We start from the raw sequence: 25,744 nt of genomic DNA, 5'->3' as shown, positions 1-25,744 counted from the left end.
GGGACGATCCGACACGGCCCGCCCTCTTGCCGTCTCGACGGTCACGAAGTGTGCGGTAGAAGCGCTTCCAGAACCGCATGGTCGGCGGAGGGATCGCCGACGGCGATCCGGGCGCTGCCGTCCGGATAGGGCTTCGCGGCGATCCCCGCGCGACGCAGCGCGGTGGCGGTGCCGGGACCGGGGATGAACAGGAAGTTGGCGCGGCTCTCCGGTATCGCGAATCCGCGAGCCACCAGTGCCGCGCGAAGTGCGTCTCGTTCCTCGGTGATGCGGAGGGTTCGTGCGGCGAGTTCGGGTTCGGCGGCGTAGGAGGCGGCGACCGCGGCCACCGCCGCCGCGCTCAGCCCGAAGGGCAGTTGCAACTTACCCACTCGCGCGATCAGTTCGGTGTTGCCGAAGGCGTAACCGATTCGCAGCCCGGCCAATCCGTACGCCTTCGAGAAGGTCCGCAGGACGAGCAGGTTGGGGTGCTTCGCGATCAGTGCCAGCGGGTCGACGTACTCGGCCGCAGCGAGGAATTCGACATACGCCTCGTCGAGAATCACCGGAACCCGGGCGGGTACGTCGGACAGGAACGCCTTCAGCTCGTCCGCCGGAATCACCGTGCCGGTGGGATTGTGCGGACGGCACACCACGACCAGTGCGGTGCGCCGGCCGATGGCGCGGCGCATCGCGCGCAGATCCTGGTTCCCCGTCGCGTCCAGCGGCACCGGCACGGCGTCCAGGCCGGTCATCTCGGCCATGATCGGATACCCGTCGAACGTCGGCGCGCTGTAGACGATCTCCGTACCCGGCGTGGTCAGCGCCTGCAGGATCTGCAGGGCCACCCCGGTCGCCCCCGAGCCGACCACCACCTGATCCGCCCGCACGTCCACATGCCGGGCGATCAGCGACGGCAGCCGATGCGGCAGGAACTCCGGGTATCGGTTGGCCTGTGCCAGCGTCATGTGCACCGCCCGCAGCACCGAAGGCAGCGGCGGGAACGGGTTCTCGCTCAGGGTTAGGTCGAAACGGGGTGCCACCCGGGGCGCCGGGTGCCTGCGGGAGGGCCGGGTGCCGTCGACGACGCGCACGCTCATCGCGCGGCTCCCCAGCGGACGGCGGCCGCGCCCGCGAAGTCGCCCGCGTGCGCGAACCCCGCCAGCAGGACCAGCGAGCCGTTGGCCAGCCGTCCCGCCCGGTTCTCCACGTCCAGGGTCACCGGGATACCGGCGGCGAACAGATTTCCGCAGGAGTCGAAGGTGTCGGGATGCCGCTGCGCCGGAAGCTCCAGCGCATCGTGCCAGTTGCGCAGGAACAGCCGGTTCGGCTGATTGGTGACGAAGGTGTCGACGTCGCGTCCGCGCACGCCGAGCCGATCGCACACCGCGAGGGCGACTTCCGGAACCAGCCGGTTGCCCCTGGCGAACACCTTGGTGACCTTGGACTCGGTGAAGCTGACGCACCCCTGCCCCTCGCCCGGCTCCCAGTACTTGCGCTCGCCGTTGGTGGAGAACTCCATGTCTCCCGCGAATTCGGGATAGGTGCGGCATTCGACGTCGAGGATCGGCGCGCTGTCGTCCTTCCGCAGCAGCCCCACTCCGCAGCCGTCGCCGGGCACCGGAGCCTGGGCCAGCTTACGGATCTCGGTCTGGGTGAACACCGGTCCCGCGCAGTTCTGGCTCGCCGCGATCAGCGCGGTGCGCGCGGAGGTGGTTTGCAGGATCATGCGGGCCATCGCCATCATGTGCACGAACGCCGCGCACCCGCCGTTGTGCAGGTCGTAGACGTACGAGGGACGGATGCCGAGCCGCCGGGCCACCTCGGGGCCGCTGCCGAGCACCGGATTGTCCGGCAGTTGGGTGTGTGTGAGCAAAACGTCGACCTCGGCGATCGCGTCGGCGCCGTTGCGTTCGATCAGTGGTGCGACGGCGCGCTCGACCATGTCCACCGCGGTCTCGTCGCGCGCTATGTGGTGGCGGCCCTTGGGCGCGCGGAACATGACGTTCTTGGCCATCCGGTCCGAGCGGGCGAACTGGGTGAAGTATTCGGTGCCGACCGGTTCGCCGGGTAGATACGAGGACACGTCGACGAGGCTCACCGAGGGTAGGCCGGAGGTGTTCTGGTGCATAGCGGGTCTCACTTCATCCAGTCGGGCTTGATGGGCAGGCCGTGGGTGGCCCGGTACTCGCAGATGGCCTTGAGGTTTTCCATCTCCAGCTGATGACCCGCCGAGAACAGGTCCCAGAAGTCGCCGACCCATACCTCCCGCTTCGGCGGCGCGGTCTCCGGGTAGGGGTTCTCGTCGTAGAACGGGTGCTTGCAATTCACCCACAGGACAACCGAACCCGGCTTGTCGAACACCACTCGGGCGTCTACCACGCGCAGCAGGTAGATCATCCACAGGTGCCGTGACTGGTCCCAGGCGCAGTGGTAGTCGACGGTCATGGCATCGGGGTTCGCGACGGTGCGGGTGAAGATCTTGGTGTCGGCGCCGAGCCGGTCATAGGCCAGCCACAGTCCGGGTTCGTCGGTCTCGGCGAACCCGCGCATGCTGTAGGTCCACTCCTCCAGCGACCTGGTGTCGGCGAGGTATTCGTATACCTCTCGCGGCGGTGCGGCGATATAGCCCTGCACGGGACAGTATTCGCCGTAGATCTGGTCGTGTGGGTACACCGATCGCAGCATGTCCATGATGAGCGGAGTGGCGGCGTCTCTGTCGAACTTCTCGACACGGAGCACATTCGGCAGACCCTCCTCCGGGATGTCGCTGAGGGCGGGCAGGGAAGTCGCGGTCATGGGGTGCTCCTCTCGGCGGGCGCAGGCACGGCGCCCGCACGGGTTGGGCGAGTGTGGGTCATCGGGCCTTCCCGGATTGCTCGACGGTGGTCAGGAAGGGCAGGAACGGGGGGATCTCATCGGGGTCGCATTCGATCGAAAGGAATGACGGGCCCTCGGTTTCCAGGCAGCGTCGCAGCGCCGCGGCGAGATCGCCGACGGTGTGCACCGAGAACGCGGGCAGCTCGGGGAACATCGCGGCGACGCCCGCGCCCAGGTAGGCCGGACGAAATCGGTTGAAGCTGTAGCGATCCCGGTAGTACAGCTGCTCCCTGGTCACGCACATGGCGTGCGCGTTGTTGTTCAGCACGACGAAGGTGACCGGCAGGGTGTGCTCGATCGCGGTGTGCAGCTCCATACCGTGCATGTAGAACGAGCCGTCACCGGCGATGACCACCGTCCGCCGCACGCCGTCCGCTCGCGCGTGCCGCGCGAACGCCGACCCGATGCCCGCGCCGAAGGCGTAACCCATCCCGCCCATGCCGAGGGCGACCACGAACCGGCCGCCCCGTGGGACCCGCAGATGGTGCACGACGGCCGCCCCGGTGTTGCCCGCGTCGGCGAACACGTCGGTGCCCTCGGGCAAGACCGCGTCGATCGTCTCGACCACATCCCGGTAGCGCAGACCGGGGCCGGAGGAGGCGGGCACGCGCAGGGAAGTCAGCGGTTGCGCCGCGAGCACGCGTTCGGATCCGGTACTGCCGTCGTCCAGTTCGTCGGCGAGTTCGGCGAGCGTTCGCGCGAGATCGGTACTGGTCGCGTGGATGGCGGGGAGGTACGGCGGCGCCACGCCGATGCTCGCGACCGCGCGTTCGGCGAGCGCGGTCTCCGAGCCGGCGCGGGCGGGCACCGGCAACCGGGTGCCGACCAGCAGGCACAGGGCCGAGGAGCGGATGGCCGCCGTCAGCTCGGGGTGACCCATGCTGCCCGCGACGCCGCGGAAGGCGGGATCGGTGTTGTCGAAGGTGTCCTTCGCGTCCGGCGCGACGCCCACCGCGGCCTCCAGCGCGGTGGCCAAGCGGGCCAACTCGTCGCGCGCGTCGTCGCGCGCGACCTGATCACCCGCGATGATCACGATCTTGCCGGTGTGCCGGGCCGTGGTGAGCGCGGCGCGCACGCGAGCGATTCCGGCGTGGTCGGACCGGTGCGTCCGCGGGCTCGGCCGAAACGGGGCGACGTTGCCCAGTTCGGCCTGCTGCACGTCTTTGGGCAGCAGCAGTACCGCCGGACCGCCGTGCCGGGCGGCTCGCAGCGCCCGGTCCAGCTGCTCCGGCACATCCGCGGCCGATTCCACCCGTGCGCAATAGGTGCTGACCGCGCCGAAGAGGCGGACCGCATCGATGGTCCCGGCGCGTCCGCTGGTGTCCTGGAACGCGCCGTTGCCCTCCAGGGTCATCGGCGGCTGGCCGACCAGTGCGAGTATCGGCACACGTGACGCGAACGATTCGGCGAGTCCGGCGACGAGGTTCATCGCACCGCCGCCGGAGGTCGCGGCGACGACGCCGAATCCGCTCGTGCTGCGGGCATACCCGTCGGCCATGGTGGCCGCGGAGAACTCGTGTTTGGCGACCACCCCCGTGACGTGCTCCGGCGCATCGAAGATCGCGTCGTACAGGTCCTCGATGTTGGCGCCGTCCACCCCGAAGATGTGCCGAACGCCCAACGCCGACACCGCTCGCACCAGATGGTCCACGACCCGAGTCCGCATCGGCGCTCCTTTCCGCTGACGATGAATCGACTGCGTACAGGAGTGATACGGGCCGGACCGCCGAACGGTTCAACGCTGTTTCAGGGGGAGGCGAGTGACGCCTTGCGTGTACGTATACATCTACGTATAGTCAAAGTATGCCCAACAAGACGATCTACGTTGCCGACGACGATCTTCCGCTGTTCCAGCGCGCGCAGGAGTTGGTCGGCGGCAACCTCTCGGGTGCGGTGGTCACGGCGTTGCGCCGGTTCATCGAACTCGAGGAGGGTCGGCTGGAGGGCTACGACGAGATCGTGGTCAAGGTCGGCCGCGACGGTGTGCGCCAAGTCCGCTTCTCCGGCACTCTGCTGGGGGAGTGGCACGAGGTCAACGATACGCGGATCGAGCACATCCAGGTGTATCGCAGCCGCAAGGGCAAGTACGTGATGCACGCCCAGTATTCGAACTGGGACGAATATCCCGTCGACGCGGGCGCGAACTGGCTCAAGGACTGGCGGGACCCGAAGAGCTGGCGCCGCCTGCTCGGCGTCGGACAACAGGACTGGGGCGATTTCGTCTTCGTCGTGGTGGATTCCCTGGACGAGTTGAAGGGGCAGCTGCCCGACAAGCTCTACCAGCGGGTCGTGGACGTGGCCGGGGGGCCGAAGATCGAGGACCTGGACATCTAGCCGCCACCAATCCGCGATCCACCGCGGGCAGTACCCGCGGGGGATCGTCCGACCGATCAGACCGCGCCGGTGAGCAGCACCCTCCCGGTGTTCGCCGCGCGGATCTCCACCGAGCGGACCTGATCGGGTGCGCCCTCGATGGTCCGGTCGATGGTCAGCTCGGTGCCGGGGCCCGCGGGCCACTCGTCGAGTTTCTGCTGCTGGCCGCTGATGCTGGTGACGTACAGCGCGAGGTTCGCGCTGTAGCGCAGTTGCTCGCCCGGGGGATAGCTGCAGGACATCACCACCCGCGTCCGGTCGCCCGCCGGGACGAGCTTGAAGTTCGCCGAAACCGGCGTCGGCTCCAGCGGAGTCATCTGGCGTTCGACGAACGCCTGCTCGCTGGTGCCCGGCTCCTGCGAGTCGTTCGATCCGGACACCGAGATCGCGATCGGGACGGCGATCGCCACCGCGGCCGCGGCCGAGGCCACCGCGATGCCGACCGACGTCCACCCGCTGCGGCGGCGGCGCCGCTCGGCCGCGTCGGCGAGCCGGGGTGGCGGTGGGAGTGTGGGCATGGGCCGGGGAGGGAGTGTCGGCATGGGCGGGGGAGGTGGCACCGCCGCGGACTCGCCCGTTCGCGCGGGCGGCTCGATCATCGCGAGCGCGATGTCGGTCTCCACGAGGGCGAGCATGCCCGGTAGGCCCGCGAGTTCGGCAACGGCGCCACGGCAGTCGGGGCAGGCGCCGAGGTGGCTCTCGTACTGCAGGCGCTCTTCGCGGGTGAGGGAGCCGAGCACATACGGGGCGTCCCACGTGCTGAAGTCGTCGGTGATGTCCGTCATTGATTCGTCACCCCCATCTCCTGTAGTGCCAGGCGCAACGCGCGCATACCGTAGTGCATCCGGGACTTCACCGTGCCCGGCGGGACGTCGAGTTCCTCGGCGATCTGATGTGTGGACAGTCCCCGGTAGTAGGCCCGCACGATCACCTCGCGGTGGTCGGCGCTGAGCTTGCCGAGGGCATCGGCGACCAGCCAGCCGTCCAGCGCACGATCGGAGTGGTCGGGGGCCGCCCGTTCGGGTGGGTTGTCGGTGCGGAACTCGCGCCTGCTGCGGGCGCTGCGGTGCTCATCCACGGCGAGATTGCGCGCCACGGTGAACAGCCACGCCCGCGCCGACGTGGTGGATTGATCCAAGACATTCGGCCGTTGCCAGGCCCGCAGCAATGTTTCCTGCACGATGTCCTCTGCCCGTCCCCGGTCCCGGACCAAGCCGAGCGTGTACCGCCACAGCGGGGCGGCGTGTTCCTGGTACAGAGCCCGCATCAATTCGGACTGGTCGTCGGGAGGGCCCGTCTCGCCGCGTACCTTGCGCACAACTGCATACCTCTCCGCTCGAATTGCGGGTCCGGTCGGTGGGCGCACCCGATGCGTCACCCATGCTCTCGCCGGTTCAGTTGTCGTGTCTCATGTCGTGTCTCCTTCGGTCCCTTCGAGGAGTACACGGTCTCAGTTGCGTTCGAGTTCAATCGGGTGTGTCGCGAGCAAGGACAGCGGGAGCGGCTGACGGCGCAGCACGTGCGCCCACAGGTCCGCGCGGCCCGTGCTGATCGGGTCGGACGGCAGGGCCGAGACCACGATCCAGTCGTCGTTCTCCAGTTCACCCTCGAGCTGCCCGAAGGTCCAGCCCGCGTAGCCCGCGAAGATCCGGATGCCCTCGACGAGCGGGGCCACCCGCTCGGGATCGGCGTCCAGGTCGACGAGGACGACCCGTCCATCGATACGCCGCAGCCCGGGGACGCCCTCGATGCGCGCGCCCACCCGGACGGTGCCCAGGCACAGCGCGGCGTCCCGTTTCACCGGGCCGCCGATGAACAGCGTGCGTGGCGCCGCGACCGCGTCCGTCCAGCGCGGCAGCACGTCGTGCACGGCCGTGTCGCTCGGGCGGTTGAGCACCACGCCGAGGCTGCCCGCCTCGTTGTGCTCGATGATGTAGACGACGGTGCGCCGGAAAGTGGGTTCGACCAGTTCGGTGGACGACACCAGCAGCGTCCCGGCACGAACCACCTGCTCGCCGTGCCGGAACTCGCGTCGCCTGCGGTCACCGTGCCCGCGGCGGGTCTTCCGATCGTCCGGGTCTTCTGCGCGTGCCACTCCGACATCATCGCAGCTGTTCGCCCACAATGCGCCTTCTGCGGCCGACTTCTGTGTTCCGGATTCGCCGAACCGGTGGCGGCCCGACGGCGGACGCCCCGTCGCGCCCCCGGCGCCACATCGTAGAGTCCAGCTCATGGAACCGCCCGAGGTGCGCCTCGAGAACAGCGACACCGTGTACGACTACTACCGCGATCATCACCAGAACCGCCTGAAGGCATGGGGGGCCTACGCCGTTCTCGGCCGCCGCTACCACCCGCGCGTCACCTACGCGGAAGGCGCGCGCGCCGCGCTCCGCACGGTGATCAGGCAGAACAGGCCGCTGCTGATCGCGATCAACCATCTCTCCGAGAGCGACCCCTACACCGTGGCCGCGGCCGCGTGGCGCAGCGGGCTACGGCGGGTGATCGGCCGGGTGCGCGTGCTGGCCAAGGACGAACTGTTCGTCGATCCCGATCAGCGGCGCAAGATCGACATGATGGGCGGCATCCCGGTGTTCCGTGGCAAGGACCACGGCATCCGCGCGGTGAACGCCGCGGGCCAGCGCATGATGGACGTCTGCGCGGAGCGGATGGCCCGTGGCGACGGCATCGCGGTCTTCCCCGAGGGCACCTGCAACGACGTGGACCCGGCCCGCGTGCAAGCGGTGGGCAGCGGCATCGGGCACATCGCGTTCCGGGCGATGAAGCTCGGCGTCGAGCCCGTGCTGGTTTCGATGGCACTGAGCTACGGTCCGCGCCGGGACCCGGCGGTGCGGCCGACGAAGGAGGACGCCAAGGGGGCCAGCTTCCACTTCGGTGTCCCCATACTCGAGTTGCCGCCCCGGCCCGGTGACATCGCCCGGTTGGTGCGTACCGATCTACAGAAGGCGCTCGACGCCGCCGTCGCGGCCTACTGAGGGCTTACTGCGGCAGGTTCAGCCGGTCGCGCGCCCAGTGCGGCACCATCGTGAGGTATTCGGGGCGGGTCTCGATGAAGTGGTGGACCGTCCGGCACATGGGCAGCGCGCCGAGTTTGTCGTCGCGGGTGCTGTTCAGCGCGGTCTCGACCAACAGCCGCGCATAGCCCTGGCCCTCGTAGGACGAGTAGATCTCGGTGTGCACGAACGCGCGCTCGGAAGCCGTGTCCTGGTATTCGGCGTAGCCGGCGATCGCACCGTCGACGTAGATCTCGAAGCGTTCCAGTGCGGTGTTGTTGCTGACCTCGGTCGACATGGCTCGACGCTACTCTGTGCGCCGGTGTCCGGATAAATCACACGCCCGACCGGGCGGAATCCCGCCACCGACTTGTCTGTCCCGGCGGGCCTGCGCAGAATGCTCTTGGTCGGGTCCGTCGTCGCGTGCGAGCGGGCAGGCTCGGGGAGGTACGAAAATGATGAGGACACCGCGGGTTTCGCGGGTCGCGGCCACCGTGGTCGCCGCGGGCCTGCTCGGGGGATCGATCGTCACCGGCGTCGCGGACGCCGCGCCGGGAATCGCCTTCGGCCGGTGTCCGGAGGGGGCGGTGCCCGCCGATCGGGGTGTGCGGTGCGCCGTCGTCAGCGTGCCGATGAACTACGCCGACCCGTACGGGCCCACGATCGAACTCACCGTCAGCCGGATCGCCGCCACGGGCGAGCGGGAAGGTGTCCTGTTCGCCAACCCCGGCGGTCCCGGCGCGGACGCGCTGGACTACTGGGCGCGCCGGGTGGAGGTATTCCCCGCCGGGCTCGCCGAGCACTACGACCGGATCGCCGTCCAGCCGCGCGGTCTGCGCTGGGCCACGCCACTGGAATGCGGCACGAGCACCAAGAACGAGCAGGGACGGCAGGTCTCGCTCGGCGGCGGCAATCGCGACGAGATCAAGAAGGCCTGTGACGCGGCGCAGCCCGGTTACCTGGACGCCGTCACCACCGAGAACACCGCCCGCGACATCGACGCGGTGCGCGCCGCGCTCGGGCTGGAGCGGATCGGTTACCTGGGCACGTCCTACGGCACCTATCTCGGCGCGGTGTACGCGGCGCTGTTCGGCGACCGGGTGGACAGGATGATCCTGGATTCCAACGTCAACCCGGATTGGGTGTGGACCGAGGAGTTCGCCCAGCAGCAGGTCGCGGGCAAACAGCGCCTGGACGACTTGTTCGCCTGGATCGCCGAACACGACGACGAATACCACCTCGGCGACACCGCATTGCAGGTCTATCGCAACTGGGTCCGGTTGGCGGCGGCCCAGGGCGGCGGCTGGTACGCCAACCTGACCCCGCCGCCCGCGAGCGTCGGCGACCTGCCCGGCGCGCTGCCCGAGCCGCTGGCCGAGATCGCCAGGGACGGCTACACCGGCAGCGTCGAGCAGCTCGGCAAAGTGCAGAACCTGTTGCGCACCTTGGTCAGCGGTGGCGTCTCCGCGCAGGTTCCGTTGCTCGGCGCGACCACGGTGGCCACCTATACCCGCACCTTCTGGCCGGTCTTCGCCCGCGCGATGGCCGACGCCGCGGCCGATCCGGCGAACGTGCAGCGCCTGCGGGCCATCGAGGGCGCGACCTCGACCGACCCCACCGGGCGGTTCGTGTTCAGCGCGATCACCTGCAACGAGAATGCCGTGCCCGGCAGGCCGGAACTGCTCGGCTCCGCGGCAGGCACCATAGCCTCCGGCGGCAACGCCATGGACGCGCGCGCCGACCTGGTGCGCTCGGGAATGGCCTGTGGTTCCTGGAAACCCGTGACCAAGCCGGTGCCGATCACCGGTGCGGCGCTGCGCACCCCGCCGCTGGTGTTGCAGAGCCGTCACGACGCGCTGACCAAATACGAAGGCGGCCCGGCCATGGCGGCGGCGCTGGGCGGCACGCTGGTCGTCGTGGACGGCGGCGACCACGGCACGTTCGGTCGCGGCAATCCGGCGGTGGACGAGGCCGTGCTCACCTACCTGCGCACCGGGAAGGTCGACATCACCCGGGCCGACCAAGCCCCGCTGCCCGCGAGCTGAACGTTGCCGTACAGCGAGTTCGCCGACTCGCACCATCCCTCGAAATCGCAGCACGAACTCGAGGTCGGCCGGGTGACGCGCACTTGGAGGGCGAATTCCTCCGCGGTCCGCGCTGTGGATCAGTGGTATGCGGCGTTCTTGTCCGGATGCTCATGAGCGCACCGGGCTTCGTAGGCGGAAGTGTCGTGGTGCGGCCGATCCAGCGGCGTCCGAGAATGTGGGGATGACATCCGCTGCTCGAGTGATCCTCGCTCCGGACAAGTTCAAGGGGTCGCTGGCCGCGCCGGAGGTGGCGGCGGCCCTCGCGGCGGGATTGCGCCGGAGCGCGCCGGATGCCGAGATCCGGCAGGTGCCCGTCGCCGACGGGGGTGACGGCACGGTCGAGGCTTTCGTCGCGGCAGGTTGGACCCGGGTGGAGTTGACGGCGCCGGGGCCGACCGGGGTGCCGCGCCGGACGGCCTATGCCCGGCACGGCAGCACCGCTGTTGTCGAACTGGCCGCCGTGGTCGGTCTGGCGGACTTGCCAGGGGGACGGCCGGACCCGTTGGGTGCGAGCACATATGGGCTCGGCGTGGTCCTGGCGCATGCCATGGAGCACGGCGCCGCCGAGATCGTGCTCGGCCTGGGCGGCAGTGCCTCCACCGACGGCGGCGCGGGCATGTTGCAGGCCCTCGGCGTCCACATCCTGGATACCGGCGGACGGGAATTGCCGCGCGGCGGAGCGGCTTTGGTCCGCGCCGCCCGGCTGGACCGCTCCGGCCTGCATCCCGGTGTCGTCGGTGCGACCTTCACGCTGGCCTGCGACGTCGACAATCCGCTGCTCGGGCCGACCGGCGCGACCGCGGTCTACGGGCCACAGAAGGGTGCCGGACCGGCCGAACTCGACGTCCTCGAATCGGCGCTCACCACCTGGGCCGAACTCGTGGGCCCAGAGTTCGCGCGGCTTCCCGGCGCGGGCGCGGCGGGCGGCACCGGTTTCGGTGCGCTCGCCGTGCTGGACGCACGGGTGCGCAGCGGCATCGAGGTCGTGCTCGAGTTGCTGGATTTTCCCGCTCTGCTCGCCGCCGCCACGCTCGTGGTCACCGGTGAGGGATCGCTCGATCAGCAGAGCTTGCGCGGCAAGGCGCCGGTCGGCGTGTGCGCGGCCGCTCGTAAGGCGGACGTCCCGGTGGTCGCCGTGGCGGGCCGCACGCTGCTCGCACCCGACGAGATCCGGGCCGCGGGCTTCGCGGGCTGCTATGCGCTCGCCGATCTGGAACCCGACCCGGACCGCTCGATGGCGGAGGCGGCGGCACTGCTCGAACGCGTCGGCGGGCGGATCGCCGCCGAGTGGCTGGATTAGCTCGCCGATGCCAAAGTTCGCGGCCGGTTCGTCGGGTGCCGCTTGTCCCATTCTCGGCTGGTCAGCCGGCCGCCGCCAGAAGATCTGCGGCGAGCCCGTCCGGTGCCGGTCGTCCTGTTCCTCGGTGGGATCAGTTCGTCGCCGCCAGTAGATTCGTGGCCGGTTCGTCCGGTGCCGGTCGCCCTCTTGCTCGGTTGGATCAGCTCGCCGACGCCAGGAGATTCGCGGACAGCTCGTGCCGGTGCCGGTCGCCCCACTCCTCGAGCGGACGCAGCGCGACGGCCAGCTCCTCGCCGAGCGGCGTCAGCGAATACTCGACCCGTGGCGGGACCTCGGGATAGACCTCCCGGTGCACGACGCCACTGGACTCCAGGTGCCGCAGGTTCTCCGCGAGAACCTTCTCGCTGACCCCGTCGAGCAGCCTGCGGATCTGGCCGAAGCGCTGCGGGCCGGTGCCGAGCACCCACATCAGGTGCATCTTCCACTTGCCGCCGACGACATCGATCGCGACCGTCATGCCACACACTTCGTGATCCGCGTCACTGCTCATGTCCATCGCGCTCCTCTGACCTCGTTTCGGACCTCGAGGTAAGCAACCGCACCTCGACGTTCGGTCTTCCCGACTCTACCTGCGGGAACGACCATGAATCCCGGCGCCGAAGCAAGTAACCGACGAGAACCGAAGGGACACATCATGTCCGAGCAGACCACCGCCCACGCAGTCTCCGTCGTCGGCCTCGGGCCGATGGGGCAGGCGATGGTCCGGGCCTTCCTGGACGCGGGCGTCGAGGTGACGGTGTGGAACCGCAGCCCCGAAAAGGCCGACGCCATGGTCGAACTCGGTGCGAAGCGCGCGGCGAGCGTCGCCGACGCGCTCGACGCGAACGAGGTCACCGTGCTCAGCCTCACCCACTACGCGGCCATGTACGACGTGCTGGGCCAGGCGACCGGCCACCTGAAAGGCAAGGTGATCGCGAACCTGTCCTCCGATTCGCCGGAGAAGGCGCGCGAGGGCGGGCAGTGGGTTCGCTCGCACGGCGCCCGATTCATCTCCGGCGGCGTCATGTCGGCGGGGGACAACATCACGCACCCGGCGTCCTACATCTTCTACAGCGGCCCGCGTGAGGTGTTCGACGCGCACGCCGAGTTGCTGCGCCCGTTGAGCCCGCAGGAATACCTCGGCGCGGACGACGGCCTCGCACAGGTCTTCTACCAGGGACTCCTGACCATCTTCCATCCATGGCTGCTCGCCTTCGACCAGGCCACCGCGATGATCGATCGCTCCGGCCACGACATCGCCGCGTTCGTCCCGTTCGCGATCCGCTCGGCCGCCGCGTTCCCGTACTTCATGGAGGAGTTCTCGGTCGCCAACCAGAACGGCGGCTGGGCCTCGCTGGCCAGTCTGAAGATGATGGACGCGGGCGCGCAGCACATCATCGACGCGAGTGAAGAAGTCGGCGTCGACGCCGTCCTCTCACACACCGCCCAGGGGCTCTGGCGCAAGGCCGTGGCCGCGAGCGAGCAGGCGGGCAACCCGATCTCCACCTACGCCCTCCTCCGCGGCGACGCCTGACCCTCGTACGCCCCGCCTCGCAGAGCCGTTTCCCGCACGCACGGCCATGCGGAGACTCAATCGGCTCTGCGAGGCGTTTTCTGATCAGCGGCACGCAGTGGAGGGACCTGCTCGCGAAATGCCGCGCTCATGTGCCGTTGATCATGAACCTCAGGGCGGGCGGGAGTTATGGAGAGCAGTGCTCTTGACTTGGGGCATGCTCCGTGGAACACTTCTCTCTATAGAGAGCAGTGCTCACAACAAGGAGAAGCCATGGACCTCAGCACCCGCTACCTCGGCCCCGCCGGATTCGACGCGATCTTCAACCGGTTCGCCAACCTGCTGCCCAAGCTCGGCATCAGCGTGATGGGGTCGCGACTGCTCGCGGTGCGCGGGCGCAAGAGCGGGGAATGGCGCACGACGATGGTCAACCTGATGGTGCGGGAGGACGGTGAGCGCTTCCTCGTCGCGCCGCGCGGGCACACGCAGTGGGTGCGCAACCTGCGCGTGGCGGGCGGGGGCGAGTTGCGGCTCGGCCGCAAGGTGGAGACGTTCACCGCGACCGAGGTGGCCGATGCCGACAAGGTGCCGCTGCTGCGCCTCTACCTGCGGAAGTGGGGCTGGGAGGTCGGCAGGTTCTTCGAGGGCGTGACCAAGGACGCCACCGACGAGGAACTCGCCGCCATCGCGCCCGGATTCCCGGTTTTCCAGCTGCGGTGAGCTCAGGCCGAACGGGCCAGGAATTCGATGGCGGCGGCGTAACCCTGGATGCCCATCCCCGCGACCACCGCGGTTGCGATGGGAGAGATGTAGGAGTGGTGCCGGAACTCCTCACGCGCGTGCACGTTGCTGATGTGCACCTCGACGATGGGGAGTTCCGGAATCACCAGCGCGTCCCGGAGCGCCACCGAGGTGTGGGTGAGTCCACCGGGATTGATCACGATGCCCGACTCGGCGCCGCGCGCCTGGTGGATGCGATCGATGAGGGCGCCTTCGGAGTTGGACTGGAAGGCGACGATCTCCCGGTCGAATCTCGCCGCGGTCCGCCTGCACAACTCCACGACGTCCGCGAGCGTGGCCGACCCGTACACCTCCGGTTGCCTGGTGCCGAGCATGTTGAGGTTCGGGCCGTTCAGAACCAGGATCGGGCCCGGCGTCGCGGTCACAGCCATGCACGGCAAGATACCGCGCCGGACCACCCCGTTCGGACCGGACCCGACCGGCTACAACCCCTGCGGACCTTCCGAGCGCAGGTCGTCGACCTTGCGCATGGCTTCGCGCAGTTCCTCCAGCCACGCCTCCGCGTGCTGGCCGGCCAGCTTCACCGTCCAGGCCAGCGCGTCGGCGCGGGAACGGGCGACACCCGCGTCGACCAGCGTGTCGAGTACCTTGCGCTCCGGCTGGCGCAGCCGGGTCATGACGGGCACGGCCAGATGGGTGAACATGATCCGTTCCCCGTCCACCGACACGCCCCATGCCACATTGCGCCGGTAGCGGTGCTGCGCCTCGTTCGCGATCTGCATCCGGGCGGGGCGGGTCGACTCGCGGAACCGGGCGACCGCGCCCTCCTTGGTCGCGCGCGGCACTTCTTCGACCGGGGTGTCGGCGTCGTCGGTCTCCGGTGTCTTCTCCGGTTGCGGGATCGCCAGCTCACCGATGACGACGATCTCGTCCCGATCGATCTCGATCACCGGCGGGCCGGTGAACCACTCGCTCGGCAATCTTCCGGCGAACCAATCGGGCACGTCCGAGGGGTCCGGTAGGTCGGCCTGCTGCCAGCCGCCCGTTCGCCCGAAACCCCGGCCGCGGTGTGCGTTTCTCATGACGAGTCACCTACTTACTGTGCTGCGGTGCTTTCACTGATTACAAGATTACGTCGTAATCGACCGATCGGAGTTCCGCTGTACGCGAACGAGGGTCCGATTGCTTCGTTCCGCACCTTTCGGGGTATTTATTGATTCGAAACGTCGACCGCGGGGGTAACCGCGCGACTTTTCGGGAAGGCCGGTACGGTAGCGGCGCCGGTTGCCGCCGAGCGGCCGGGCGATGATCATGAAAGGCCCCCCGAGATGCAAGATCCCGGGGCACAATTGGGATGCTGAGCATGGGTAACGTCCTCGCTACGGAGGCATCGCGGTCTGGTCTTTTTCGGGTACGGTGGTCTTGTTACTGGAGTGACAAGAGTGAAGAGTGGGCGACATGGACGTGTGGGGATCCCGCCGCTTTCGTGTTCGCGGCGCAATGGCACTCATGGGGGTGGCGGCGCTCGCGCTCGGGATCGGGTCGTGCGGGATACACGAGAAGCAGAACGAAGCCGAAGCGGTCGTGGAGCGCTTCACGGATCTGCTCGACGATCAGGACTACACCAAGGCGGCAGACCTGACGTCGTACCCCACCGCGGCTACAGCAACCCTCAAGCAAATGTTTACCGGGTTGCAGGGCGCGAAGGTCGACTACCGCAAGACCCAGTTCATCGGCCTGGACGCGCAGTCCGCGATCTTCAGCATGGACGTCGAGTGGAACTTCGGCGAGCGGAAGACCTGGAACTACAGCCTCGAGGGCAATGTGCGCAAGCTGGCCATCGGTTGGCGGATCTCCTGGGAGCCCGCGGTCGTGATGCCGCAGCTCGCGCACAACCGAACGGTGCAGCTGGTGCGCACCTACCCGACGCCCGCGCCGAAGGTCAACGACATCGCGGGCGCGCCGCTGATGACCGAGCAGACCATCAACGTGGTCAAGCTCGATCCCGGCAAGATGCCCGACCCGGTCGCGTCGACCGACGCGCTCGCCAAGGCCATCGAGCCGGTCGCCCCGCTGATCACCGGCCCGTCGCTGATGCAGCAGCTGGCCACCTCGCAGGGCAAGCCGATCGTCGCGGTGAACCTGCGCGAGGGTGACTTCGAGATCCTGGAACCGCGGATGGCGCCGATTCCCGGCGTGGTGCTGGAGAAGCAGCCGCGGCTGATCTCCGCCGACCGCCGGGTCTGGTCACCGATGCTCGACGCGCTGCGCAAGGTGCAGCAGGAAAGCCAGGAGGCGCATTCCGGCTGGGGTGTCCAGCTGTTCGAACAGGACGGACGGTTCAAAACCCAGCTCGCCGGGCAGCAGGGTCCGCCGGGACCGGACATCGCGGGCACCATGGACCAGCGTTTGCAGCGTGCCGCCGAGGACGCGGTGGTCAGCGTGGCCACCCAGGCCTCGATCGTGGCGATCCAGCCGTCCACCGGGGCGGTGGTGGCGGCCGCGCAGAACAGCCAGGCCAGTGAGCACGGCTCGGTGGCATTCACCGGGTTGTATCCGGTGGGCGGCAACATGGAGCTGTTCCGGGCCGTCGCGGCCTCGGCGAAGGGGAAGGCGCCACAGGACGTCTCGGTACAGGACGCGGCAGAGGCGGCGACCGCGCTCGGTGTCGGCATCGACTTCAAGGTGCCCGGCCTCGACGAGGTGACCGGCCGTCTGGCCGTCGCGGGACGCAGCGCCGAGCAGGTACTGCAAGGCGGCGGTTCGGACGCCGTGCTGGCCAGCCCGTTCGGCATGGCCATCGCCGCGGCCGCGATCGTGCGGGGAGCGGTGCCGCCGCCGATGATCGAGGCAGGCCGCCCGAGCACCACCGATGCCCCGCTCGACCCGCTGCCGCCGCAGACCGCCGACCGGCTGCGCGCCATGCTGCGCGACGCCGCCAACGCGCCGGAGCTGGCGAGCGTGCGCCGCTACCGAGACGTCGACGCGTTCGCCGCGACCGCGGGCCCGGACGGGTGGCTGATCGGGGCGATGGGCGATCTGGTCTTCGCCGTCCACATCAACGATGTGGACAGCAAGGACGCGACCGCCCGGATGGCGGCCAGGATGTTGCAGGCACTGTCGACGCCGGAGCCGTGATCACCGCACGGCTTTGTACACCGCGCGCCAGCCGAGCAGGAACACCGCGAGCACCACGCCGGCCACCAGCACGAAGCTGACCGCCGTGCCCTGACCACCGACCACGCGCAGAAGCATGCCCCCGGTCAGGGTGCAAGCCCAGATCACGACCCCGGCCGGCCACAGGGCGGTGATGTCGCCCGCGGCGGCGCGCCACCTGAGCGCCACGACGACGAGCCAGCCCGCGATCAACCCCGTCGCGAACGGCCATACGGTGCGCAGCAGGCCGGTGAGCACCGCCTCGTCGTGGCTGCGCCTGCCGATAGCGCAGAAGACGACGACGAGCAGCGCATCGACCACGAAGGGCAGCAGTTTCCTCACGCGGGCCAGCGTAACGGGGCTTCCGGAGCCCAGCGCGCGGGCTGACCTGTCACAGCCGCCGCTGCTCGAATTCCTTCTCGAACTCGTCGTCGTCGGCCTCCCGTGTGCGGAACAGGAACCCGAACACGATCCAGCCGACGATCGCGACCAGGACGAAACTCACCATCCGATAGACGAACGCCGCGGCGACCGCCTGCGCGGCGGGCAGGCCCGCGGCGGCGGTGAGACCGTAGATCAGCGTCGCGTCGACGTAGACGATGCCGCCCGGTGCGAACGGGATGGACCCCACCGCCTTGCCCACGGCGAACGCGAGCAACAGACCGGCGATGCGCGGATCGGCGCCCACCGCGTAACAGGCCGCACCGAGGCAGGCCACGTCGGCGAAACGGTGCATCAGCGCCCAGAGCGCTACCAAGAGGCCGTCGCGCTTGCCCAGGTCAACCGATTCCAGTTGGCCGAGCACGTCCGCGATCTTGTCCGCTCCCTGCCCCGGTGGCCGTTTGCGCACCCGGTTGACCAGTGCGAGCAGCCTGCGTGCCAGCGCCTCGAGCGAACCGGGATCGCGCGATATGTGATTGCCCGCCCACACCAGCGCGACTACGGCGGCCAGCGACAGGATCAAGTTGAGCGGACCCACTCGCCCGCCCGACAGCAGCGTGCCACCGACCCCGAGCAGCGCCAGGCCCACTGCCGCGACCACGCCGGAGAACACCAGCTGCCACGAGGCGACGATCGGACTGGCGCCCCAGCGCCTGGTCTGCCGGTAGGTGAACGCGGTGGAGAACACCTGGCCCGCGGGCAAGGTCACCGACATCGCCGTCGCACCGTAGACCACCGCGACGGATTTCCGTTGACTCACCGCGACGCCGCCCGCGTTGAGCAACTGTTTCTGCACCCGGGCGAAGCCGCTCATGGACAGTGCCTGAAGCCAGATCGAGGCGGCCAGCCAACCCCAGTGGATCTCGGTGAGCTTGCGCCAGGACTCGTGCAGGCGCGGCCAGAGGTACACGCCCTCGGCGATCAGCAGGGCCAGCAGGGCGGCGCCGAGCACCCACTTCAGCCAGCGGAATCTGCCACGGCGGGAACCCGCCGTGGGCGGCGGCGCAGGATCTCCTGCCAGTTCCCCGTCGGCCGTCACGCGGTCAGCCTAACGAACGCGCCGTTTCGGCATCGGTAGCGTCGGGCGCGTCGGCCTGTTCTCGTGGCCAGGCCAGCAGCGTTTTCCTGCGTCTGCCGCGCAGCTGCACCTCGTCGCCGGTTTCCCACTGGTCCTGCTCGCTTTCCTCGGCGAAATACAGCGCGCTGCCCGAGGCCAGCGTTCGGCCGGGACGTTCTTTGGCCAGCTCGGTGAGCCGGGATGCCTCGTTGACCGGATCTCCGATCACCGTGTACTCGAAGCGGTTGGCCGCGCCGATGTTCCCCGCGACGGCCAGGCCGGCCGAGACACCGATACCGATGTCGAGGCCGGGGACTTCCCGGAGGGTTTCGCGCAGTTCGCGTGCGGCGGCGAGCGCGGCGGTCGGCGCGTCCGGGCGGTCCAGCGGCGCGCCGAAGATGGCCAGCGCCGCGTCGCCGACGAATTTGTTCACGAAGCCGTGGTGGCGGTGGATCACGTCGACCACGATGCGGAAGAACTCGTTGAGCAGGCTCACCACCTCGGTGGGCGGCCGCTCGGCGGCGGCGGCGGTGGAGCCGACCATGTCGACGAACAGCACCGCGACGAAGCGGGTCTCGCCGCCGAGTTCGGTGCCGTAGTCCAGCGCCCGCTGCGCCACCTCCTCGCCGACGTGCTGACCGAACAGCTCCTGGAGCTGGCGACGCTTGGCGGCCTCCTCCATCATCCGGTTGAAGCCCACCTGTAGCAGCCCGATCTCACTGCCGTCGAAGACCTCGACCTGCACGTCGCGCGCCCCGGCCTGCACCTGGTCGATGGCTTGGCTGAGCTGGCGCACCGGGTCGGAGATGCTCGAACCGGTGAGCATGGACAGCGCCAGCGCCTGCATGATCACCACGCCGCACAGCAGCAGGATGGAGACGGCAAGCGACTGCGCGGAGAACTTCACCTCCGAAGAGATCTGGGTGACGCACAGCAGCACGATCGCGATGGTGGGCGCGAAGGTGCCCATGCCCCAGGTCATCGCCATCCTGGTGCCGACGCCCGGGGTCAGGGTGTGGTCGAAGGTGCCCTCGGTCAGCGCCTGGGCCGCGACCGGACGCAGAATGCGTTCGCCCAGCATGTAGGTGAAACCGAACACGATGGTCGCGGCCATGCACTCGGTGATGATGACCGCGCCTGCCAGCGCGGGAGCGTCCTTGATGATCAGCGTGGCCAGCACCGCGCCGCCGATCAGCCACAGCGCGAGATGCAGGATCGCCTGGCGCAGCGGTGCGTGCAGCGCGGCCATCTGCTCCTGGCGGCTCGGCGGCCCGCCGCGCATCTGCCAGCGCATCACCGGGCGCAGCATCAGCGCGGAGGCGGCCATGCTGAGCAGGCCGCCCGCCACGAAGACCACGGCGGGGATCAGCAGGCCGGTGCGCCTGGCGCCGGAGGGCTCGCCCTCGGGGACGGGTAGCCCGTACTGGATGAACGCCCACACCAGAACCGCGCCGAAAGCGTTCGCCAGCAGCATCGATGTCAGGTACAGCGGCCAGCGCGTTCGCATGGTCTGTTTGACCGCTTCCAGAGGCGCCGACACGGGTCCAATCTAGCGTTTCGATCATGTCGGCATGTCCGCGGCGGTCGCGGCGCCGGTGATCGCGGACAGGGTGCGGCCGAGCCGGTTAGGCGTACCTCCGCCTTCGCTCCGGCCATGCGCCGGCTTGAGACGGACTACGTCCGGCAGCAGACATTAGGCTCACGGAGGTGACCGACCCGAAGCCAAGTCCAGAACGGAAAATCACGCTGTCACGGCACGCCGCGGAGACGGTGCACCCGATCGTCCGGGTGTCGGCGGAGTGGGGCTGGCGGCTGCTGGTGCTGTTCGCGCTGGCGATCGCGGCGGCGGCGATCGTGCAGAAACTGGCGACCGTGGTGATTCCGCTCGCCATCGGGCTGCTGGCGGCGGCCCTGCTCGCACCGCTGGTGGACTGGATGCAGCGCTTGGGCGTGCCGCGCGCGGTGGGCGTCTTCGTGGCGCTGGTCGGGTCGATCGGTGTGGTCGCGGGCATCATGACCTTCGTCGTCGAACAGTTCGTCGCCGGTGTGCCGGAGCTGTCGAACAAGTTCACCGATAGCATCCATCAGATCCAGGACTGGCTGATCAACGGCAGGCTGCACCTGAGCAACGAGCAGATCCGCAACGTGGGCGACGCCGCCGTCAAGGCGATCCAGTCCAATCAGGACAGCCTGACCAGCGGTGCGCTCACCACCGCCACCGTGATCGGCGAGTTGCTGACCGGCACCTTCCTGACGCTGTTCATCCTCATCTTCTTCCTCTACGGCGGCGATCAGATCTGGGAATTCGTCACCAGGATCGTGCCGACCGACCACCGCGAGCGGGTCCGCACCGCCGGGCGGCTCGGGTTCGGCACGCTGGTCGGATTCGTCCGCGCGACCGTCGTGGTCGCCGCGGTGGACGCCATCGGCATCGGCGCCGGGTTGGCCATTCTCGGGGTGCCCTTGGCGCTCCCGCTGGCCTCGCTGGTGTTCATCGGCGCGTTCATCCCGATCATCGGCGCGTTCCTGGCCGGGTTCATCGCCGTGTTCATCGCGTTGGTGACCAAAGGTCTGGTCACCGCGCTGATCGTGCTCGGCATCATCATCGCGGTGATGCAGCTCGAGGGGCATGTGCTGCAACCGCTGCTGCTCGGGCGGGCGGTGAGCATCCATCCGCTGGCCGTGGTGCTGGCGATCACGGCGGGCGTGGTGATCGGCGGGATCGCGGGCGGTCTGCTCGCCGTGCCGTTCGTCGCGGTGATGAACACCGCGATCCGGTCGTTGCTCGACGGACCGGAGGAGTTGTACGAGGAACTACAGACCGGCGACGACCATCGCGGGCTGTATCAAGCCGAACCCGATCACCCGGATCCCGGCCGGTTCGACGTGGCCGCGACGCTGATGGAGGCGACCCGGAAGCGGGCGGAGGCGATGAAGGCGGCGCAGCAAAAGGTGGAATCCGATGACGGCGGGCAAGCCGGCGACGGCACGGCGCAGGCCTGAGCTGCGCTCGGCCGACGTGGCGACCACACCGCTGTGGCGGGCCGCGCAGGCGCTGCGGCTGGTCACGCTGCTGTACGCGGTCGGACAGCAGATCGCCTCGGCGCCGTACTACACGAATCAGCGGTTGAGCTGGGTGCTCGTCGCCCTGATGGCGGTGTGGTCGGGTGCTTCGGCGATCATGTTGTCGCAGTGGCATTTTCCCGAGGTATCCAGGTTGCGCGTCTGGGTGGTGATCGGCGACCACGTTGTCGTGATCGGGCTGATGGCCGCCACTCGCCTGGTCGCCGATTACGGCTGGTATCACGGACATCAGACGCTGCCGACCACGCTGTGGGCGACCAACGCCGTGATCGGAGCGGCGATCCTGCGCGGTCCGTTCGCCGGTGTGCTGTCCGGAGCACTGATCGCCGCGGTGGCACTGACGGTGCGCGACCAGTGGGGTGAGGACGTGTGGACGGATGCGACGGTGCCGGTGCTCGTCTCGGTGGGTCTGGCGCTCGGCTTGGCCGCCAACACCGCCCGCCGCGCCCAGGACCAGCTGGAACAAGCGGTGCGGCTGACCGCGGCGGCCGAGGAGCGCGAACGGCTCTCCCGCGAGGTGCACGACGGGGTGTTGCAAGTACTCAGCTACATCAAGCGCCGCGGCAGCGAGATCGGCGGGCCCACGGAGGAATTGGCGTTGCGAGCCGGTGAGCAGGAGGTGGCGCTGCGCGTGCTGATCACCGAGCAGGCCGATCACCGGGACGTGGGGGGCGCCGAGGTCGACCTGCGGCCCCTGCTGACCGCGCAATCCACGCCCGCGGTGTCGGTGTCCACGCCCGGCGAGCCGGTGCGGGTCGGCCGCTGGATGGCGAACGAGATCGCCTCGGCCGTGGCCACGGCGCTGTCCAATGTGGAACTGCACGCGGGGCCGGATGCGAGAGCATATGTCCTACTGGAGGACACCGGCGACGAACTGGTGATCAGTGTGCGCGACGATGGTGTCGGCATCCCGCCGGGCAGGCTGGCCGAGGCGGAAGCCGAAGGGCGCATGGGGGTCTCCCGATCGATCGTCGGCCGGATCGCGGCCCTCGGCGGCAGCGCGGACCTGCTCACCGAGATCGACGGCGGGGTCGGGTTCGGCACCGAATGGGAATTCCGGGTGCCCAGATGAGCGACGACGGGAGGCGCGGATGGCGGAGCATGCGGCCGAGTCCATTTCGGTGATGGTGGTGGACGACCACCCGATGTGGCGCGACGGCGTCTCCCGTGATCTCACCGAGGCGGGCTTCCAGGTGACGGCCACGGCCGACGGTGTCGCCGCGGCGGGCAGGCGCGCCGCCGCGGTGCGCCCGGGCGTGGTGCTGATGGACATGCAGCTGCCCGACGGCAACGGGGCGCAGGCCACCGCCGAGGTGCTGCGGGTGTCGCCGCAGAGCCGGGTGCTGGTGCTCTCCGCCTCGGCCGAGCGCGACGACGTACTCGACGCGATCAAGGCGGGCGCCTCGGGCTACCTGGTCAAAAGCGCGTCGGCGGCCGAACTCGCCGACGCCGTGCGCGCCACCGCGGCCGGTCAAGCGGTGTTCACTCCCGGGCTGGCCGGGCTGGTGCTCGGCGAATACCGGCGGATGGCGACCGCGCCCGCGCAACCGGACGAGCCACACCGGCCCGCGCTCACCGAGCGGGAGACCGAGGTGCTGCGGATGGTGGCGAAAGGGTTGTCCGCCAAGCAGATAGCGACGCGGCTGGGACTGAGCCATCGCACCGTGGAGAACCACGTGCAGGCGACGCTGCGCAAATTGCAGTTGGCGAACCGGGTCGAGTTGACCCGCTACGCCATCGAACAGGGGCTCGAGTAGGCCCCCCGGAATCAGGGATCGCCCTGATGCGGAGGTGGCCGCGCGCTCGGTAACCTCGATCGCATGGGTGGGCCCGAATCGGTATCGAAGGCGGTCGGCTCCGGCGGCGCGGTGGGCGACCGGGAACTGCGCGTGTCGGACGCCGAGCGGGAACACGTCGGTCAACTGTTGCAGCGCGCCGTCGGCCTCGGCATGCTCTCGCTCGGCGAGTTCACCGAGCGGATGGACACGGCTCTGGCCGCCAGGACGCGCGGCGAGCTGAACGCCGTCCTCATCGATCTGCCCGGTGTGCGCCTGGTCGGGCAGCCCGCCGCGGCGCCGTCGACGTTCGTGAACACCTCGCCCGCGTTCGCCAGGCAGGCCCCAGGCTCGAATGCCACGGGCAACGCGATCCGTTCGCGGTTGTCCGGGGTGAACCGCCGCGGCTCGTGGCAGGTGCCGCCCACGCTGCATCTGAACAACTGGCTGTCCGGGGTCACCTTGGACTTCACCGCGGCGATCATGTCGACCCAAGTGGTCGAACTGCGTGTCGACGACTTCTTCGGTTCGATCACCCTGATCGTGCCCGCGGAGGCCACCGTCGACCTGAACGGTCTGGAGCTGATCGGTTCCAGCGTGAACAACAAGGTCCGCACCGGCCCGCCGATCGGCCCGCTGCATCTGGTGGTGCACGGCAAACTGCGATTCGGATCGGTCACCGCGAAGCATCCGTTCATCGCGCAGTGGCGGCGGTTGATGGGTCGCTGAGCGGCCGGGTCAGTGGGTCGCGGGCGCCATGGCCAGCGTCGGGTAGTCGGTATAGCCCTCCGCGCCGCCCACGTACATGAGGTGCGCGTCGCGGACCGGGTTCAGCGGCGCTCCCGCGCGGAATCGCTCGACCAGGTCGGGGTTGGCCAGGAAGGAACGGCCCAGGGAGATCAGGTCGGCGCCGCCGGCGAGCAGTCGCCGCGCCGCTTGCCCGCCGCCGTCCTCGGGCAGGGGAACGCCCCAGCCCAGGTTCGGGTTGGCGATCAAGGTGCCCGCCCACAGCGACCGAATCCGCTGGAACAGCGGCTGATCGGGGTCGGCGAAGACGTAATGCAAGTAGGCGAGACCGCTTTCCGCCAGTGCCGAGATCAACGCGGGATAGATATCGTCGGTGTCGCCCTCGTCGATGCCGTTGACCGAGACTCCGGGAGAGATTCGCACACCGACGCGCTCGGCGCCGATCGCGTCCGCGACCGCTTCGACCACTTCACGGGTGAAACGGATGCGGTTGGCCACGGACCCGCCGTAGGAGTCGGTGCGCTGATTGGTGTTCTGCGCCAGGAATTGGTGCAGCAGATAACCGTTCGCGCTGTGAATCTCCACCCCCGCGAATCCGGCCGCGATGGCGTTACGGGCAGCGGATACGAAATCGGCGATGGTGGTTTCGATGTCAGCGATGGACATCTCCAGCGGGACAACGGCATCTTGCGCGCCGCTGGGCGTGTGAATCGGTTCGGGCAGCGCGATCGGCGAGGGCGCGATCGGCGACAGCCCGCTGTTGTCCGGATGGCCGACGCGGCCGCCGTGCTGTATTTGCAGGAACATGCGCCCGCCCGCCGCCGCGACAGCGCCGGTCACCGCGCGCCAGCCCGCGATGTGTTGTTCGGTATAGATCCCGGGGATGTCGGCGTAGGTCTGCCCGACCCGGCTCGGCGTGGTCGCCTCGGCGATGATCAGGCCCGCGCTCGCGCGCTGTGCGTAGTAGGTCGCCATGAGCGGGGACGGCGTGCCGTCGGACGCGGCGCGGTTGCGGGTCATCGGTGCCATCACGAGGCGGTTCGGCAGTGCGAGGGAGCCGATGGCCGCGGGCTGGAAGAGGGCGGAAGCCGCTGTGTTCGTCATGGTAGTACGGTAAAACTTGACATCAATGTGAGATTCAAGCCGGAACGGGAAAAGGCAGGTGGCGGATGCGAATCGGGGAACTCGCGGAGCGGACCGGCGTGAGTGAGCGGTCGCTGCGCTACTACGAGCAGCAAGGCATGCTGGCCTCCGATCGCACACCCGGCGGTCATCGCGACTATCCGGAGCGGGCGGTGGACCGGGTCATCCACATTCAGGAGCTGCTCGCGGCGGGACTCACCAGCAAGAAGATCTCGCGGATCCTGCCCTGCATGCGTGACGCGGACGGCGGTCCCAACGAGTACGCCACACCCGCGCTGGTCGACGAGCTGCGGACGGAGCGGGAGCGGATCACCCGCACCATCAACGATCTCGTGCGCTCGCGCGAGGTGCTGGACGAGGTGATCGAACGGGCCGGTGAACGGGCGGCGACCTAGGTGTTGACCCCGACCCGGCGGGC

27 protein-coding genes are annotated in these 25,744 nt (G+C 69.1%); 12 read left to right on the top strand and 15 right to left on the bottom strand.

Going from position 1 to position 25,744, the window contains the following annotated elements:
• Positions 1-41 precede the first annotated feature (41 nt).
• The 4 genes from ABZ420_RS17510 to ABZ420_RS17495 are packed head-to-tail and all read right to left on the bottom strand — an operon-like array spanning position 42 to position 4,525.
• The gene (locus ABZ420_RS17510; protein ID WP_357123431.1) at positions 42-1,079 is read right to left on the bottom strand and encodes an aminotransferase class I/II-fold pyridoxal phosphate-dependent enzyme; all 1,038 of its coding nucleotides are present in this window, start codon (positions 1,077-1,079) and stop codon (positions 42-44) included.
• Positions 1,076-2,110, bottom strand: coding sequence for a 3-oxoacyl-[acyl-carrier-protein] synthase III C-terminal domain-containing protein (locus ABZ420_RS17505; RefSeq protein WP_357123429.1), 1,035 nt, complete (start codon positions 2,108-2,110; stop codon positions 1,076-1,078). Before ABZ420_RS17505 ends, ABZ420_RS17510 begins: the two co-directional genes overlap by 4 nt.
• An 8-nt stretch (positions 2,111-2,118) precedes the next feature.
• Positions 2,119-2,778, bottom strand: a complete 660-nt coding sequence (locus ABZ420_RS17500) for an SRPBCC family protein (RefSeq protein ID WP_357123427.1) — start codon at positions 2,776-2,778, stop codon at positions 2,119-2,121.
• Positions 2,779-2,836: 58 nt separating this feature from the next.
• Complete coding sequence (locus ABZ420_RS17495; protein ID WP_357123424.1) at positions 2,837-4,525, bottom strand: thiamine pyrophosphate-binding protein; 1,689 nt, start codon at positions 4,523-4,525, stop codon at positions 2,837-2,839.
• A 137-nt stretch (positions 4,526-4,662) separates the two neighbouring features.
• Between ABZ420_RS17495 and ABZ420_RS17490 the strand changes: the two genes are divergently transcribed.
• Complete coding sequence (locus ABZ420_RS17490) at positions 4,663-5,193, top strand: EXLDI protein (RefSeq protein ID WP_357123421.1); 531 nt, start codon at positions 4,663-4,665, stop codon at positions 5,191-5,193.
• Between the two features lie 56 nt (positions 5,194-5,249).
• Here the strand turns inward: ABZ420_RS17490 and ABZ420_RS17485 are convergent, their stop codons facing one another.
• The 3 genes from ABZ420_RS17485 to ABZ420_RS17475 all read right to left on the bottom strand — a co-directional run bounded on the left by ABZ420_RS17485 (position 5,250) and on the right by ABZ420_RS17475 (position 7,327).
• Positions 5,250-6,017, bottom strand: coding sequence for a zf-HC2 domain-containing protein (locus ABZ420_RS17485; protein WP_357123418.1), 768 nt, complete (start codon positions 6,015-6,017; stop codon positions 5,250-5,252).
• Positions 6,014-6,550 (bottom strand): sigma-70 family RNA polymerase sigma factor, encoded by a 537-nt coding sequence (locus tag ABZ420_RS17480; protein ID WP_357123415.1) that lies wholly within the window; start codon positions 6,548-6,550, stop codon positions 6,014-6,016. The genes ABZ420_RS17485 and ABZ420_RS17480 overlap by 4 nt, the downstream gene beginning before the upstream one ends.
• Before the next feature lie 132 nt (positions 6,551-6,682).
• Complete coding sequence (locus ABZ420_RS17475) at positions 6,683-7,327, bottom strand: YqgE/AlgH family protein (protein WP_357123412.1); 645 nt, start codon at positions 7,325-7,327, stop codon at positions 6,683-6,685.
• Between the two features lie 136 nt (positions 7,328-7,463).
• Here ABZ420_RS17475 and ABZ420_RS17470 point away from each other — a divergent pair, with 136 nt between their 5' ends.
• Positions 7,464-8,225 (top strand): 1-acyl-sn-glycerol-3-phosphate acyltransferase, encoded by a 762-nt coding sequence (locus ABZ420_RS17470; protein WP_357123409.1) that lies wholly within the window; start codon positions 7,464-7,466, stop codon positions 8,223-8,225.
• A gap of 4 nt (positions 8,226-8,229) precedes the next feature.
• On the opposite strand, the gene ABZ420_RS17465 is transcribed toward ABZ420_RS17470, so the two are convergent.
• On the bottom strand, positions 8,230-8,541 hold the full coding sequence (locus tag ABZ420_RS17465) for a GNAT family N-acetyltransferase (protein WP_040871100.1): 312 nt from the start codon (positions 8,539-8,541) through the stop codon (positions 8,230-8,232).
• A 157-nt stretch (positions 8,542-8,698) separates the two neighbouring features.
• Here ABZ420_RS17465 and ABZ420_RS17460 point away from each other — a divergent pair, with 157 nt between their 5' ends.
• Positions 8,699-10,288 carry an alpha/beta hydrolase gene (locus ABZ420_RS17460; protein WP_357123406.1) on the top strand — a complete coding sequence of 530 codons (1,590 nt, stop codon included), beginning with the start codon at positions 8,699-8,701 and terminating at the stop codon, positions 10,286-10,288.
• Between the two features lie 223 nt (positions 10,289-10,511).
• Positions 10,512-11,630, top strand: a complete 1,119-nt coding sequence (locus ABZ420_RS17455; RefSeq protein ID WP_357123403.1) for a glycerate kinase — start codon at positions 10,512-10,514, stop codon at positions 11,628-11,630.
• Between the two features lie 199 nt (positions 11,631-11,829).
• Here ABZ420_RS17455 and ABZ420_RS17450 read toward each other — a convergent pair whose 3' ends face one another.
• Positions 11,830-12,186, bottom strand: coding sequence for a helix-turn-helix domain-containing protein (locus tag ABZ420_RS17450; RefSeq protein WP_357123400.1), 357 nt, complete (start codon positions 12,184-12,186; stop codon positions 11,830-11,832).
• Positions 12,187-12,324: 138 nt separating this feature from the next.
• Between ABZ420_RS17450 and ABZ420_RS17445 the strand changes: the two genes are divergently transcribed.
• Both ABZ420_RS17445 and ABZ420_RS17440 read left to right on the top strand, forming a co-directional pair.
• Positions 12,325-13,203, top strand: coding sequence for an NAD(P)-binding domain-containing protein (locus ABZ420_RS17445; RefSeq protein ID WP_357123397.1), 879 nt, complete (start codon positions 12,325-12,327; stop codon positions 13,201-13,203).
• Between the two features lie 252 nt (positions 13,204-13,455).
• On the top strand, positions 13,456-13,902 hold the full coding sequence (locus ABZ420_RS17440) for a nitroreductase family deazaflavin-dependent oxidoreductase (RefSeq protein WP_062973086.1): 447 nt from the start codon (positions 13,456-13,458) through the stop codon (positions 13,900-13,902).
• A 2-nt stretch (positions 13,903-13,904) separates the two neighbouring features.
• Here ABZ420_RS17440 and aroQ read toward each other — a convergent pair whose 3' ends face one another.
• Positions 13,905-14,354: a type II 3-dehydroquinate dehydratase gene (aroQ, locus tag ABZ420_RS17435; RefSeq protein ID WP_357123393.1), complete on the bottom strand. Its 450-nt coding sequence runs from the start codon at positions 14,352-14,354 to the stop codon at positions 13,905-13,907.
• Between the two features lie 51 nt (positions 14,355-14,405).
• Positions 14,406-15,005, bottom strand: coding sequence for a hypothetical protein (locus ABZ420_RS17430; RefSeq protein ID WP_357123390.1), 600 nt, complete (start codon positions 15,003-15,005; stop codon positions 14,406-14,408).
• Positions 15,006-15,381: 376 nt separating this feature from the next.
• Here ABZ420_RS17430 and ABZ420_RS17425 point away from each other — a divergent pair, with 376 nt between their 5' ends.
• Positions 15,382-17,061 (top strand): NTF2-like N-terminal transpeptidase domain-containing protein, encoded by a 1,680-nt coding sequence (locus ABZ420_RS17425; RefSeq protein WP_357123387.1) that lies wholly within the window; start codon positions 15,382-15,384, stop codon positions 17,059-17,061.
• Here the strand turns inward: ABZ420_RS17425 and ABZ420_RS17420 are convergent, their stop codons facing one another.
• From ABZ420_RS17420 to ABZ420_RS17410, 3 genes are read right to left on the bottom strand one after another with little or no spacing between them, the layout of a single operon-like run.
• A complete protein-coding gene (locus tag ABZ420_RS17420) occupies positions 17,062-17,421 on the bottom strand; it encodes a DUF3054 domain-containing protein (protein ID WP_357123384.1) in 360 nt (119 codons plus the stop codon).
• Positions 17,422-17,470: 49 nt separating this feature from the next.
• Positions 17,471-18,559 carry a YbhN family protein gene (locus ABZ420_RS17415; protein WP_357123382.1) on the bottom strand — a complete coding sequence of 363 codons (1,089 nt, stop codon included), beginning with the start codon at positions 18,557-18,559 and terminating at the stop codon, positions 17,471-17,473.
• 4 nt (positions 18,560-18,563) lie between these two features.
• Positions 18,564-20,084 (bottom strand): adenylate/guanylate cyclase domain-containing protein, encoded by a 1,521-nt coding sequence (locus ABZ420_RS17410; protein WP_357123806.1) that lies wholly within the window; start codon positions 20,082-20,084, stop codon positions 18,564-18,566.
• A gap of 263 nt (positions 20,085-20,347) precedes the next feature.
• Between ABZ420_RS17410 and ABZ420_RS17405 the strand changes: the two genes are divergently transcribed.
• From ABZ420_RS17405 to ABZ420_RS17390, 4 genes are all read left to right on the top strand, one after another.
• Positions 20,348-21,580 carry an AI-2E family transporter gene (locus tag ABZ420_RS17405; protein ID WP_357123803.1) on the top strand — a complete coding sequence of 411 codons (1,233 nt, stop codon included), beginning with the start codon at positions 20,348-20,350 and terminating at the stop codon, positions 21,578-21,580.
• On the top strand, positions 21,540-22,733 hold the full coding sequence (locus ABZ420_RS17400) for a DUF5931 domain-containing protein (RefSeq protein WP_357123380.1): 1,194 nt from the start codon (positions 21,540-21,542) through the stop codon (positions 22,731-22,733). The genes ABZ420_RS17405 and ABZ420_RS17400 overlap by 41 nt, the downstream gene beginning before the upstream one ends.
• A gap of 19 nt (positions 22,734-22,752) precedes the next feature.
• Positions 22,753-23,418 (top strand): response regulator transcription factor, encoded by a 666-nt coding sequence (locus tag ABZ420_RS17395; RefSeq protein WP_357123376.1) that lies wholly within the window; start codon positions 22,753-22,755, stop codon positions 23,416-23,418.
• 111 nt (positions 23,419-23,529) lie between these two features.
• Positions 23,530-24,165 (top strand): DUF1707 domain-containing protein, encoded by a 636-nt coding sequence (locus ABZ420_RS17390; RefSeq protein ID WP_357123800.1) that lies wholly within the window; start codon positions 23,530-23,532, stop codon positions 24,163-24,165.
• A 9-nt stretch (positions 24,166-24,174) separates the two neighbouring features.
• Here ABZ420_RS17390 and ABZ420_RS17385 read toward each other — a convergent pair whose 3' ends face one another.
• A complete protein-coding gene (locus ABZ420_RS17385) occupies positions 24,175-25,287 on the bottom strand; it encodes an alkene reductase (RefSeq protein WP_357123373.1) in 1,113 nt (370 codons plus the stop codon).
• A 65-nt stretch (positions 25,288-25,352) separates the two neighbouring features.
• Here ABZ420_RS17385 and ABZ420_RS17380 point away from each other — a divergent pair, with 65 nt between their 5' ends.
• On the top strand, positions 25,353-25,721 hold the full coding sequence (locus ABZ420_RS17380; RefSeq protein WP_040871073.1) for a MerR family transcriptional regulator: 369 nt from the start codon (positions 25,353-25,355) through the stop codon (positions 25,719-25,721).
• The last annotated feature ends 23 nt before the right edge of the window (positions 25,722-25,744 follow it).

This window comes from Nocardia sp. NPDC005745, assembly GCF_040630775.1.
Taxonomy (GTDB): domain Bacteria; phylum Actinomycetota; class Actinomycetes; order Mycobacteriales; family Mycobacteriaceae; genus Nocardia.
The sequence above is the reverse complement of the archived record's forward strand: the minus strand, read 5'-3'. Positions and strand labels throughout refer to the sequence as shown.